This is a genomic window from Cupriavidus sp. UME77, from assembly GCF_014170355.1.
Lineage (GTDB): Bacteria > Pseudomonadota > Gammaproteobacteria > Burkholderiales > Burkholderiaceae > Cupriavidus > Cupriavidus basilensis.
Genome location: NZ_LZZU01000055.1, coordinates 1 through 12,681, shown reverse-complemented (window position 1 = coordinate 12,681; position 12,681 = coordinate 1). Strand labels below are relative to the sequence as shown.

The 12,681-nt window shown below is 68.0% G+C and carries 9 protein-coding genes; 6 read left to right on the top strand and 3 right to left on the bottom strand.

Annotated features, from left to right (window positions below; translation table 11 throughout):
- Positions 1-20 precede the first annotated feature (20 nt).
- Positions 21-353, top strand: coding sequence for a hypothetical protein (locus tag A9975_RS22085; RefSeq protein ID WP_043357448.1), 333 nt, complete (start codon positions 21-23; stop codon positions 351-353).
- A gap of 19 nt (positions 354-372) precedes the next feature.
- Here A9975_RS22085 and A9975_RS22080 read toward each other — a convergent pair whose 3' ends face one another.
- Positions 373-2,325 carry a diguanylate cyclase domain-containing protein gene (locus tag A9975_RS22080; RefSeq protein ID WP_183034682.1) on the bottom strand — a complete coding sequence of 651 codons (1,953 nt, stop codon included), beginning with the start codon at positions 2,323-2,325 and terminating at the stop codon, positions 373-375.
- A gap of 287 nt (positions 2,326-2,612) precedes the next feature.
- On the opposite strand from A9975_RS22080, the gene A9975_RS22075 reads away from it, so the two are divergent.
- The 4 genes from A9975_RS22075 (at position 2,613) to A9975_RS22060 (ending at position 9,903) form a co-directional block, all read left to right on the top strand.
- Positions 2,613-5,840, top strand: coding sequence for an EAL domain-containing protein (locus tag A9975_RS22075; protein ID WP_255503371.1), 3,228 nt, complete (start codon positions 2,613-2,615; stop codon positions 5,838-5,840).
- Between the two features lie 116 nt (positions 5,841-5,956).
- The gene (locus tag A9975_RS22070; protein WP_183034681.1) at positions 5,957-7,057 is read left to right on the top strand and encodes a putative 2-aminoethylphosphonate ABC transporter ATP-binding protein; all 1,101 of its coding nucleotides are present in this window, start codon (positions 5,957-5,959) and stop codon (positions 7,055-7,057) included.
- Entirely contained in the window at positions 7,054-8,799 is a 1,746-nt protein-coding gene (locus tag A9975_RS22065; RefSeq protein ID WP_183034680.1) for a putative 2-aminoethylphosphonate ABC transporter permease subunit, read from the top strand. The genes A9975_RS22070 and A9975_RS22065 overlap by 4 nt, the downstream gene beginning before the upstream one ends.
- A gap of 84 nt (positions 8,800-8,883) precedes the next feature.
- Positions 8,884-9,903: a putative 2-aminoethylphosphonate ABC transporter substrate-binding protein gene (locus A9975_RS22060; protein ID WP_150985104.1), complete on the top strand. Its 1,020-nt coding sequence runs from the start codon at positions 8,884-8,886 to the stop codon at positions 9,901-9,903.
- 330 nt (positions 9,904-10,233) lie between these two features.
- Here A9975_RS22060 and A9975_RS22055 read toward each other — a convergent pair whose 3' ends face one another.
- Positions 10,234-10,551 carry a PadR family transcriptional regulator gene (locus A9975_RS22055; RefSeq protein WP_183034679.1) on the bottom strand — a complete coding sequence of 106 codons (318 nt, stop codon included), beginning with the start codon at positions 10,549-10,551 and terminating at the stop codon, positions 10,234-10,236.
- Between the two features lie 353 nt (positions 10,552-10,904).
- Between A9975_RS22055 and A9975_RS22050 the strand changes: the two genes are divergently transcribed.
- Positions 10,905-11,831 carry a DMT family transporter gene (locus A9975_RS22050; protein WP_183034678.1) on the top strand — a complete coding sequence of 309 codons (927 nt, stop codon included), beginning with the start codon at positions 10,905-10,907 and terminating at the stop codon, positions 11,829-11,831.
- 62 nt (positions 11,832-11,893) lie between these two features.
- On the opposite strand, the gene A9975_RS22045 is transcribed toward A9975_RS22050, so the two are convergent.
- On the bottom strand, positions 11,894-12,681 hold a 788-nt coding region (locus tag A9975_RS22045; RefSeq protein WP_255503370.1), incomplete at its 5' end, for a MipA/OmpV family protein.

Genomic DNA, 12,681 nt, shown 5'->3' with positions numbered 1-12,681 from the left:
CTGCGCAAAGGAAGTCCATCATGGGTGAAGCAAAACAACGGGGCAGCCAGGCAGAGCGTGCCGACCAGGCCCGCGCGCGGCTCGAAGGCATGCGGCCCGCGCAACTGGTGTGCGGCGCGTGCAAGACGGCGTTCAGTACCTTCGATGCCATCGACGCTCCCAACCTGCGCGGCATCGATGCCGTGTTTGGCGGGCAGTGCCCGAGCTGCGGCAACGACGTGCTGGTGTTCAAGGGCGAGCCCCAGGCCGTGGCGGATGCCATGGTGGCATGGGAGCGGATGATGGGCGCGGACACCAAGCTGGGCTATCAGTCGCGCGATGGCAAGCACGTGCCGTTCGAAGAAGGCAAGTAAGTCAGCCAGGCGAGCTTAGTCAGCTATCCAGCAGTTCCGGCGGCCCCATCTCGAAGCGGCCCCGGCCTGCCGCCTTGGCGCGGTAGAGCAGGGCATCGGCCTGGCGCATCAGTTCCTGGTCCGGCATGGGCGCGCCCTTGTAGAGCGCCACGCCGATGCTCACATCCACATCGGCAAACACCCCGTCGATGAAAAAGCGCCGGCTCACCGAGTGCACGATGGCCTGCGCGATGCGCTGCGCATTGGCCGCGCCGCCGATATCCTCCAGCACTACCGCGAACTCGTCGCCGCCCAGGCGGGCCACCGTGTCGCGCTCGCGCACGCAGCGCTGCAAGCGCCGCCCGAAGGCCTGCAGCAGCAGGTCGCCGGTGATGTGGCCGTGGAAGTCGTTGACCGCCTTGAAGCGATCCATGTCCAGGTAGAGCAGCGCCATGAGCCGGCCGTCTTCGCGGCTGCGCGCCATGGCGGCCTGCAGCAGCGCCTCGAAGGCGTTGCGGTTGAGCAACTGGGTCAGATGGTCGAGCCGGGAGATGCGCGATAGCCGCAGGGTCTCCAGCTTGCGCTGGGTCACGTCCTGCACATGCACATGCACGCCCACCACATGGCTGCCATCCGCGCTCCATTCGGGGCGCAGGCTGGTCTCCATGCAGTGGTAATCCGGATCGCTTTCTTCCGTCTCGAACGTCACCGCGCTGCCCGCCAGCGCTTTTTGCAGGAACGGCCGGGCGCGCGCATAGCGGGTGTCGCCGATCACCTCGCGCACGGTCATGCCGCGCAGCGCCTGCACCGTGATACCGAAAGTCCGCTCGTAGGCGAGATTGTTGAAGATATAGCGCTCATCGGGACCGATAAAGGCCAGCAGCGCGGGCAGCGTATCGGTGACCGCGCGCAACTGGCGCTCGCTCAGGTCGAGCTGCTCGCGCCGCTCGCGCACGTCACGCATCAACTGCCCGAAGGCGCGCGCCAGATCGCCGATCTCGTCATGCTGCTGCGCCGGCAGTTTCTCGTAGGCCGCGAGGTCATGTGCGCTGTCGCTGACCACCTCGTGCAGGCGCGTAAGGGGCATCAACAGATGCCGTACCGTCAGCCAGATCAGCAGGGCCACCACCGCCAGCGACAGCAGCGCCAGCGCGAGGAAGCGCACCTGCATGGCGTGCAGCGGCGCAAACGCCTCCTGCGCGGGCAGCACCGCTACCAGTTCCCATCCAGTGCTCTCCATCAGGTAGCGCGAGATCAGCGGCCTGGCGGGCGTGAGAAATTCGGCGCGCCCACTGTGGTCGTCGACGCCACAAGTGTCTCCCAGCGCGCGGGCCGGCTGCGTGGCCTTGGCCGGATCGGGGTGCCGCACATAGACCGGCATCCGCCCTCCCGAGACCAGGCAATAGAAGCCGGTGGTGCCGAGCCGGTTGTGGGTGATCTCCACCAGGAAGTTGGCGCTCGACAGGTCGAGCCAGCCTCCCAGCAGGCCAAGGAATTCGCCTTGCTTCGAGACGATGGGCACCGCCACCAGCACGCCGGTCGCGCCATTGATACGGGCGCGGATAGGCGGGGTGATCACGGGTTCGAGGGTGCGCGCGGCTTCGCGGAAGTAGTCGCGGTCGGCAATGCTGACCTGCACGCCATCCCTGGCCAGCACGCGGCCCTGGGCATCGGCCAGCATGAACGCATTGAAGGTGCCGGGCACGGGAATCCGCCGCTCCAGCAGCAGGCGCAGTTCCGCGCCCGGGCGGCCGAGCTCGCCGGCCAGTTGCGGCGCCACGTGGGACAGCAGGGTGATGCGGTCTTCCATGGCGGTGTCGAGCTGGTCCGCGGCGAGCTTGACGATGGAATCCTGCTGGTCTTGCAGCGCGGCGCGCAGGTCGTCGTGCGCGTAATAGAGCGATGCCAGCACGATGCCGGTACCAAGCACGGCGGCAAGCGCCGTGGTAATCAGCGCGAGACGCGCCTTCAGGGAAAGCGAAACTTGGGGCATGCGAGCCGGCGGTGTCGGGGGACGGCGCGCGCCTTCTGGACGGCCGGCCCGCATGGTTGCCGGGAGTCGGGCTTCGGCAGGCTTGCAGGCCCGCCAACCCTACCACAAGCGCTAGCCCCGCGCGAGTCTGGCATGGGCGTGCGCGGGCCGCGCACGCCAGCGTGTGGCGCCGCACGTTACAGTGGCGCGCCGGGGGTGGGCGAGCCATTGCCGCCACGGTATAGTGGACCGTCGCCCTGCGGCGGCAGGGCGAGGCCACCGAGGGCTCCCATGCGCACCCCCAATTCATGAAACTGCCCTCAATTTCGCCAGTCCTGCTGTCCCTGCTGGTCGCCGCGGCCGGCGCCCTGGCGACTGGCGGCGCCTGGCGTGGCATGCATACGCTCGAGCGCGAGGTGGCGCGGGACGATTTCGAGGCGGTGTTCTCGCCGGTCTTCTCCGCCTTGCAAAGGCGCTTGCAGGACAACGAGCAACTGCTGCGCGGCACCGCCGGGCTGTTCGCCGCCGATCCCGCCCTCACCCGCGAGCAGTGGCGCACCTACCTGTACACCACCCAGCTGGATGACCTGCCGCCCGGCACGCATTCGATCGGCTATGCGCGCCTGACCCCGCCACGGGAGCTCGACTGGCTGGTTGAGACGATACGCCGCGAGGGCCAGCCTGGCTTCGAGGTCTACCCGCTGGGCCCGCGCGATGTGTACGCGCCGGTGGTGTATGTCGAGCCCTTCGCCGGGCGCATCACGCGCGCGCTTGGCTTTGACATCATGTCCGATCCCGTGCGCCGCGCTGCCGCCGAAGCTGCCCGCGATAGCGGCGAGGCGCGCCTGAGCGCCGGCGTGGAACTCACGCGGGAGAGCGAAACACAGGCGCCGCAGCGCGGCGCGGTGCTGTACCTGCCGGTGTATGGCAGTGGCCTGCCGCTGAACACCCCCACCCAGCGGCAGCTGGCCGTGACCGGCTACGTCTATACCTCGCTGCGCCTGGAAGACCTGTTGCGCGGGGTCAGCCTGCCCGCGGCCGGCGCCTTGTCGCTACTGCTTTATGAAGGCCGCGACACCAAGCCCGGGGCGCTCCTGGCCGGTGACGCCGAGCCCTTGCCGGCTGGCGCGCCGGTCCCGGCGCCGTTGCTGCAGGCCGACCGCGAGCTGACCTATGGCGGCAGGGTCTGGACCTTGCGCGCCACCACCACGCCAGCCTTCGAATCGGCGCATCGCCCGCGGCGCTCCATGCTGGTACTGGCGGGCGGCACGGCAGGCACGCTGCTGCTCGCCTGGATTGTGTTTGGCCTGGCACGCCAGCGGCGCAGGGCGTGGCAGCTTGCGGCGCGGGCGCGCCAGGGCCGGCAGGCGGATGGCGCCCTGCAGCGCGCGGGCCTGGCCAGCGCCAGCGATGCCTTCCTGGTGTGCGATGCCGGCGGCCGTGTCCAGATCGCCAGCGCGGCGGCCACAGGGCTGTTCGGCAAGGCGCCGGACCAGTTCCCCGGCACCCTCATCGCGACCTTGCTGCCCGATGCCGCCACGCTGGCCGCGACGGCGCTGGAGGGGCGGCTGGAGAGCCACGCCCGCAGGTCCGACGGCACCATCATTCCCGTGCGCGTGGCGGTGGCGCCGGTGCCCACCGCCGGGCCCGGGCGGGTGCTGTGGGTAGTGACCGACCTGAGCGCCATCCGCCGCGCCGAACTGGCGGCCGCCGATGCGGCAGAGCGCAGCGCGCGCGTGCTGGATCACACCGCGCTGTGCGTCATCACCTTCGACCGCAACGGCACGGTGACCGGCATCAACCGCGCCGGCCAGCGCATGCTGTGGTACCAGGCCAGCGAGGTGGCCGCGGGCATGCGCTATCTGGACTTCCTCGATCCCAAGGAGGTCGCGGCGCGCGCTGCCGTGCTTACCAACGAGCTGGGCGAGCCGGTGGCGCCGGGCCTGGCCGCCGTGGTCGGCAAGGCCCGGCTCGGGCTGACCGACGAACAGGAGTGGACCTATGTCCGCAAGGGTGGCTCGCGCCTGCCGGTGCAACTGACGCTGACCGCGCTGCCCGAGGCGCACGCGCCCGGCGGCACGGGAGATGCGCTGGCCCCGGCCTTTGCTGGCGAGGCCGGCATCGGTGGCCTGGATACCGGCGGCTATCTCGCCATCGCGCATGACCTGACGGAGCGCAAGCGTGCCGACGAGTACATCCGGCACCTGGCGCATCACGACGCGCTTACGGGCCTGCCCAACCGCGCCCAGCTGCATGCGCGCACGGAACTGTTGCTGCAGCGCGCGCTGCGCAAGGGCGAGCGCATCGCGCTGCTGTTGCTCGATCTCGACCAGTTCAAGCGCATCAACGAATCGCTTGGCCACCACATCGGCGATGAGGTGCTGCGTATCGTGGCCGATCGCCTCAAGGCCGCGGTGCGCCACGCCGACCTGGTCGCCCGCATGGGCGGCGACGAGTTCGTGGTGGTGCTCGACCCGTTGAGCCAGGACAGCGAGGCCGAGCTGGTCGCCGCCAAGATCCTGGCCCGCCTGTCGGAAGACCTGCAGCTAGGCAACCAGCGCCTGCGCGTGACGCCCTCGATCGGCATGGTGCTGTGCCCCGACGATGGCGACAACCTGGCCGACCTGCTCAGGAACGCCGATGCCGCCATGTACGCGGCCAAGCGCCGCGGCGGTGCGCAGCTCAGCCGCTTCTCCAGCGAGATGGCCGAGGCATCCATGGCGCGTTTCACCATCGAGGGGCTGCTGCGGCGCGCGCTGGCCACCCAGGCGTTCAAGCTGCGCTACCAGCCCATTGTCGACACGGCCACGCTGCGCATTGCCGGCGTGGAAGCGCTCATTCAATGGGAAACGCCCGAGCGCGGCGTGATCCCGCCAACGGAGTTCATCCCGATTGCCGAGCAGAGCGGGCTGATCATGCCGCTGGGCGAGTGGATCCTGGCCACCGCCTGCCGCGAGATCCAGCACCTGCGCGGCGAGCTTGGCGTGGAGCTGGATGTGGCGGTGAATATCTCGCCGCTGCAACTGCGCCAGGAAGGGTTTCCCGCCATGGTCACGCACTGCCTGGCGGCGGCCGGGCTGCCGGCTTCGAGCCTTACCATCGAGGTGACGGAGGGCATCCTGATCGAGGGCGGCAGCAAGACCATCGACACCTTCGAGCGTGTGCGCGCGCTCGGCGTGGGATTGTCGATCGACGATTTCGGCACGGGCTATTCGGGCTTGAGCTACCTGACGCGGCTGCCGATCGACAAGCTGAAGATCGACAAATCCTTTGTCGACGATGTGGCGCACGATGAGCATCACCAGGCCGTGGCGGCCGCCATCATCACCCTTGGCCACCAGCTCCACCTGCAGGTGGTGGCCGAAGGCGTGGAGTCGCCCGCGCAGTTCGCCTTCCTGCGCGAACATGGCTGCGATGCCGTGCAGGGCTACCTGTTCTGCCAGGCGGTGCCGCTGGCCGGCCTGATGGAGATCTGCGCGGCAGGCGGTGAAGCGACCCTGCAGGCCTGGGCGCAGCGGGTGCCGGCCGCCGATTGAGGCGCACCCCCCAAAATCCGCCGATACCTGCATCGGGATTCTTTGCCCAACTGCCACACGGCTGGCATGCGCCGCTCCTATGCTGCCCGCTGTTATCAAAGCGCAGAGGGTTGTCCATGCAAGCAGGTGAGTCCGCGCCGGGCCGCGCGTTCCTGGCGGTCGAGCAGGTAGGCAAGCGTTTCGGAGGGGCGGGAGGGTTCCAGGCGCTGGACGGCGTTTCGCTGTCGGTGGCGCAGGGGGAACTGCTGTGCCTGCTGGGCCCCTCGGGTTGCGGCAAGACCACCTTGCTGCGCATCATCGCGGGGCTGGAGCGCGAGGACACCGGCCGTATCCACGCCGGCGGGCGCGAGCTGACAGGCTTGCCGCCGCAGGCGCGCGACTACGGCATCCTGTTCCAGTCCTATGCGCTGTTTCCGAATCTGTCGGTGGCCCAGAATGTGGCCTACGGCTTGCAGGGCCGGGGCATGGGACGCGCGCATCGCGAGGCTCGCGTCACCGAAATGCTGTCGCTGGTAGGCCTGGCGGGCAGCGAGCGCAAGTTCCCCGGGCAGCTCTCGGGCGGCCAGCAGCAGCGCGTGGCACTGGCGCGCGCGCTGGCGCCGGCACCGTCGCTGCTGCTGCTCGATGAACCGATGTCGGCACTCGATGCGCGGGTGCGCGAGCATCTGAGGCTGGAGTTGCGCCAGTTGCAGCGGCGCCTGAACGTCACCACCGTCATGGTCACGCACGACCAGGACGAAGCCATGGCGATGGCGGACCGCATCGCCGTAATGGAGGGCGGGCGCATCGCCCAGGTTGGCACGCCCGGCGAGATCTACGAGCGCCCGGCCTCGGCCTTCGTGGCCGAATTCATCGGCCAGGCCAACTGGCTGGATGGCCGGCTCAGCGGGCGCGATACCTTCAGCGTGGGCGAACTCGACCTGGCCGTGTCCCCGGCCCGTGCCGGCGAGGTGGCCGATGGCGCAGCCCGGCTTTGCTGCCGCCCGGAGGCCATCCGGCTGCATCCGGTGGAAGGCGAGCCTAACCGCCTGCTGGCACGCATTGTCGACCAGACCTATCTGGGCAGCCGCTATCGCCTGATGCTGGAGGCCGATCGCCTGCCGGGCCACACGTTGTTCGCCGACGTGCTGCGCGAGGAGCGCCACCTGCTGCCGGCGCCGGGCAGCCACAAGTTCTGGGTGTCGCTGCCCAGCCAGGCGCTGCAGGTGTTCGCATGACGCGCGCATTGCCCGTGGCCGGGGCGAAGGCCGATAGCGGTGCCACTGCCGGTCGCGGGCGTGGCGCCGGCAGCGCGGCGGACCGCATCGCGCATGCCGCGCCCGCTGCGATGAAGTGGCTCTGGCTTGCCGGGCTGGCTGTGGCGCTGGTGCTGCCGCTGCTGGCGCTGTTTGGCCAGGCGTGGTTCGATGAAGCCGGGCGCTGGGCCTTGCCCGCGCGCGTGGCCGAGTTGGTCGCCAACCCGAATTTCCTGCCGCTGCTGGGGCGCAGCGTGGCCGTCTCGCTGACCGTGGCCGCGCTGGTCGTGCCGCTGGCCTTTGGCTTTGCCTACGCGCTGCAACGCTCCCGGATCGCGTTCAAGCCGCTCTGGCGGGGCATTGCGCTGCTGCCGCTGTTCGCCCCTTCGCTGCTGCCGGGTATCGCGCTGGTTTACCTGTTCGGCAACCAGGGCGTCTTCAAGGGGGCATTCGGCGCGGGGGGCATCTATGGTTTCTGGGGCATCGTGCTGGGCGAGGCCTTCTATACGTTTCCCCATGCGTTGATGGTGCTGATGGCCGCGCTCTCGCTGGCCGACGCGCGCCTGTATGAGGCCGCGCGCGCCATGGGGGCCTCCGCCTGGCGCACCTTCCTCACGGTGACGCTGCCGGGCGCGCGCCACGGCCTGTTTGGCGCGGCGTGCCTGGTGTTTACGCTGGTGGTGACGGATTTCGGCGTGCCCAAGGTGGTGGGCGGCGGCTATCCGGTGCTGGCGCTGGAAGCCTACAAGGCCGTGGTGGGGCAACAGCAGTTCGCGCGTGGCGCATTGATCGGCATGCTGCTGCTGTTGCCGGCGCTGCTGACCTTCGGCGTGGACATCGCCATGCAGCGCCGGCAACGCGCGCAGATGTCGAGCCGTGCCCAGGTCTATGTGCCGGGCCGCGACGGGCTGCGCGACACATGTTGCACGCTGGTGGTGATGGTGATCGGCGCCGCCTTGCTGACCATGCTGGCGGCGGCGGTGGGCGCTTCGCTGGTCAAGCTGTGGCCGTACAACCTGCAGCTCACGCTGGCGCATTACGACTTCGACAATATGGATGGCGGCGGCTGGCTGGCTTACCGCAACAGCTTGCGCCTGGCCGCGCTGAGCGCACTGGCCGGCACGCTGGCGATCTTCTTCGGCGCGTGGCTGACCGAGCGCACGCGCGGGCCGGCGTGGTTGCATGGCGTGCTGCGCGCCGGCTTTGTGTTGCCGATGGCCGTGCCCGGCCTGGTGCTCGGGCTGGGCTATGTGTTTTTCTTCAACGCGCCGTCTAATCCGCTGCACGCGCTATACGGCACCATGACGCTGCTGGTGATCTGTAACGTGGCCCACTTCTACACCACCGGCCACCTTACCGCCGCCGCCGCGCTGCGCCAGCTCGATGCCGAGTTCGAGGCCGCCGCGCTGTCGCTGGGCGTGGCGCCGCTGGTCACCTGCTGGCGGGTGACGGTGCCGATCTGCCTGCCCGCGCTGATCGATATCTTCCGCTACCTGTTCGTCTCGGCCATGACCACGGTATCCGCGGTGATCTTCCTCTACAGCCCCGATACCGTGCTGGCAGCGATTTCGGTGCTGAACATGGATGACGCCGGCGACACCGCGCCGGCCGCGGCCATGTCCACGCTGATCCTGCTGACTTCGGCGCTGGCCTGCCTGCTGCTGATGGGCGCCGCGCGCGGCTGGCTGCGCCGCACGCAAGCCTGGCGCGCGCCGGTGCCTTGATTCGCCGTCGCTAACCAGCGCCGGCCAATCAAGGCGCCTTTCACCTCCCGAATTTCACGACACGCTTTCCACCAAGGAGAAACCATGACTCACCTGTTCCGCACCGCCACTGCCGTGGCCGCCTTCGCGCTGCTGGCCGGCGCAGCCCATGCCAATACCGTGCTGACGGTTTACACCGCGCTGGAGGCCGACCAGATCGCCGCCTACAAGGCCGCGTTCGAAAAGGCCAACCCGGACATCGAGATCAAGTGGGTGCGCGACTCCACCGGCATCGTGACCGCCAAGCTGCTGGCCGAGAAGGCAGCGCCGCGCGCCGACGCGGTGTGGGGCCTGGCCGGTTCCAGCCTCGCCATTCTCGACAAGGAAGGCATGCTGCAGCCGTACGCGCCGAAGAACCTGGCGGCGGTGGACGCGCAATACCGCAGCGCCGCCAATCCGCCGGCGTGGGTTGGCATGGACGTGTGGGGCGCGGCAATCTGCTTCAACACCATCGAAGCGCAAAAGCAGGGCTTGCCCAAGCCCACGTCGTGGGCCGACCTGACCAAGCCGGTATACGCCGGCAAGATTGTCATGCCGCATCCGGCGTCGTCGGGCACCGGCTACCTGGACGTGAGCGCGTGGCTGCAGATGATGGGCGAGCAAAAGGGCTGGTCCTACATGGACGCCTTGCACAAGAACATCGGCCTGTATACGCACTCCGGCTCCAAGCCCTGCAAGATGGCGGCGCAAGGCGAGTTCCCGATCGGCATCGCGTTTGAATACCGTGCGATGAAGTCCAAGAAGGAAGGCGCGCCCATCGACATCGTGCTGCCGTCCGAAGGGCTGGGCTGGGACATCGAGGCCACCGCGATCATCAAGGGCACCAAGAACCTGGAGGCGGCGCGCAAGCTGGCCGACTTCTCCGCCTCGTCCGACGCCATGGCGCTGTACGAGAAGAACTTCGCGGTGCTGGCCATCCCTGGCATCGCCAAGCCGGATCCGCTGCTGCCGGCTGACTACGAGAAGCGCCTGATCAAGAACGACTTCACCTGGGCCAGCGCCAACCGCGACCGCATTCTTGCCGAGTGGAGCAAGCGCTACGAAGGCAAGGCCGAGAAGAAGTAAATCAGTCAGAAAGCAAAGCAGTAAAACCCGGCGATCATCGTCAGCCGGCAAGCCCGGGCAAGCCCGGGCAAGCCGCGTGCAATCCAGCGCATGCGGCTTGCCCGGGCGCTTTCATTGATGCAAAGCATGGTGGTCCACGCAGAAACGGGTACGTTATTCGTCGCATGACGAGTTGCGGCAAAACGACCCCGTTTGGGCGTTTTTGGTGGACAGCTTGCGGGGGGAATGCGAGGAGAGGCGAGGGCGTGAGTGTGGACTCACGCTGCTCCGATGCAAGCGCCGCCGGGGGCGCTGCGTGGAAGCGGCCAGGCCCGGCCGCCGTGCTGGCAATCAGCTGTGAGATGCTTCCGAGGGATCGTTGCGCGAGTGCAGTCGGCGATACAGGTCGTCCACATGGCTGCGGCTGCTGCGCAGTTCTTCCCGGCCACGTTCCGTGATCAGGTAGACGCGCCCGATGCCGTCGCGCAGGACGCTTTCCATGTAGCCTTCCATCTGCAAGGCGCGCAGCAAGGGACGGACGGTGCCAATGTCCACCTGAAAGCCGTACTCCATCAGCATCTCGGCGAGCATGGCCACGGTGGCCGGCACCTCGACGGCAAATTGGAGGACGTAAATGCGGGCTAGCAAGCCAAGGAACTGTCGTTTCATGACGCTGCAAACGCGTCATCTCCCGTTGCGGTTGACGTTGATTTATAGTTGTGAACCGTGCGCCGCAAAAAAAGAAGCCGCCACGTGAGTGGCGGCTTGTCGGGAATGCGTCGGAGGGGTCAATTAACTCTGGCGCAGATCAGATTTTAAAATAATTAACTACGATTTGTCACGAAACACGTGTAGCTGTCCCCTCTTCAGTAGGGTGTCTCCGTGGCGATTCCGCTTAAAAGTGAATATTAGATCTCTTATTTGGCGGCGATATCAGGCAGGGAGATGTCCGAAACCAGCTTGCGGCCACACTGGCACCGGGGTCTAATCCGGGGCACGCCATCCTTGTCTCTCTCCCCGCCATGAAACCCACCGACCTGATTCGCCTGCTCAGCCTTGCCGCCATCTGGGGCGCCAGCTTCCTGTTCCTGCGGATCGGCGCGCCGGTGCTTGGTCCCCTGACCGCCGCCTTTCTGCGGGTACTGATCGGGGCGCTGACGCTCTTGGCCTGCCTGGCGTTGATGCGCGTGCGCTGGGATATGCGCGGCAAGTGGCGCCAGGTCATGGTGCTGGGCGTGATCAACTCGGGCATCCCTTTCGCCATGTACTCCTTCGCGGCGCTGTGGCTGCCGGCAGGCTACTCCGCGGTGTTCAATGCCATGACGCCGCTGATGGGCGTGCTGATCGGCGCGTTGTGCTTTAGCGAGCGCCTGACGCTGGCCAAGGCCGGCGGCGTCGTCCTCGGCGTTGCCGGCGTAGCGGTGCTGACCCGCACTGGACCGGTGGCGTTCTCGCCCCAGGTGCTGCTCGGCGCCGCCGCCTGCCTGGTGGCGACCGCATGCTACGGTCTGGCGGGTTTCCTCGCGCGGCGCTGGATCACCGCGCAGGGCGGTCTGGACGCCCGCCTTGTGGCAACGGGCAGCATGATTGGCGCCACCCTGTTCCTGCTGCCGTTCAGTGCGGCTGCACTGATGCGCGAAAACACGCTGCCGGCAGCCGGCCCGGGCGTGTGGATGGCGATGCTGGGGGTGGGGATGCTCTGCACGGCGATTGCGTACATCCTGTACTACCGGCTGATTGCCGACCTGGGCCCGGTTCGCTCGCTGACCGTGACCTTCCTGATCCCGCCGTTCGGCATCGTCTGGGGCGCCATTTTCCTTGGCGAGCAGTTGTCGTGGGCACACGCCGCTGGCGGGGCGCTGATCGGGATGGCCGTCTGGCTGGTGCTGCGGCCCGCGGCCCCGGCAGCGAGCGCGAATGCGGTAGCGCCGGGGCCGGGCCGGCCCTGAAGGCGGGAGGCACGGCCATCCCGCTCATCTAGCCCATCTTGCGCTATCCGTGCTACCCGCGCTTAGCGGAAACGATAGGTCACGGCGCCCATGGTGGTCCATTGCTGGCGCCGCTCGGTGATCGGGCTGCTGGCCGCATCGCCCTGCAGCCGGGCAAAGGTCACGGAGGCTAGCGCGGACCAGTTGCGCGAAATTTCGTAGGTAACGATGCCATTCGCATGCCACTCGCGCAGGCCGGCACCCACGGCATGCGTCTGCAGGCCGGACCGCGCGCTCTGCTCGGCCGTGACGCCAAAGAACGTCTGCATGTACTTGCCGTTGGTCCAGGTCACCCCTGGCCCCAATGTGAATAGCCACTTACCCGCTGGCAGGCTGAACAGCACATCGCCATTCGCAATCAGGCCCTGGCCCTGGCCAGCGATATCCTGCGCCACATCCGCCGAGAACGTCACGAACGACACCTGCGCCTGCGCGAATGCGCGCGCCCGCATGGTCATGTTGACGTCGCCCAGGCCCCTGAGCCGGCTGTCATTCTTGCTTTTGCGCCAGGTCGGGTCGAACTGGAAGTCGGCGCCGATCTGCCAGATATCGTTGTTGAGCGCGTAGACCCCGAGCAGGTCGAAGCCGCGCGAGAAGAAGCGGCCGCCGTAGTCGATGTCCTGATAGATGATCGGATAAACAAGCGTGCTGCGGGAGCCGGGGAAATCCGGCGCGGCGTACACGCCAGGGCCGGCCGAGATCTTCCAGTTACTGGCGGGCGCGGTGGTGGCCGGCACGTCAGGCGCTGCCCAGGCGGCCGTGGCGCCCAGGGTAAGGGCTAGAGCCAGAAGTGCGCGGCGGGGCGCGAAGG

Bases quoted from the DNA above. Each gene is read 5' to 3' on its own strand.
- A9975_RS22085 (WP_043357448.1), top strand. From the start codon at position 21: ATGGGTGAAGCAAAACAACGGGGCAGCCAGGCAGAGCGTGCCGACCAG.
- A9975_RS22080 (WP_183034682.1), bottom strand. From the start codon at position 2,325: ATGCCCCAAGTTTCGCTTTCCCTGAAGGCGCGTCTCGCGCTGATTACC.
- A9975_RS22075 (WP_255503371.1), top strand. From the start codon at position 2,613: ATGAAACTGCCCTCAATTTCGCCAGTCCTGCTGTCCCTGCTGGTCGCC.
- A9975_RS22070 (WP_183034681.1), top strand. From the start codon at position 5,957: ATGCAAGCAGGTGAGTCCGCGCCGGGCCGCGCGTTCCTGGCGGTCGAG.
- A9975_RS22065 (WP_183034680.1), top strand. From the start codon at position 7,054: ATGACGCGCGCATTGCCCGTGGCCGGGGCGAAGGCCGATAGCGGTGCC.
- A9975_RS22060 (WP_150985104.1), top strand. From the start codon at position 8,884: ATGACTCACCTGTTCCGCACCGCCACTGCCGTGGCCGCCTTCGCGCTG.
- A9975_RS22055 (WP_183034679.1), bottom strand. From the start codon at position 10,551: ATGAAACGACAGTTCCTTGGCTTGCTAGCCCGCATTTACGTCCTCCAA.
- A9975_RS22050 (WP_183034678.1), top strand. From the start codon at position 10,905: ATGAAACCCACCGACCTGATTCGCCTGCTCAGCCTTGCCGCCATCTGG.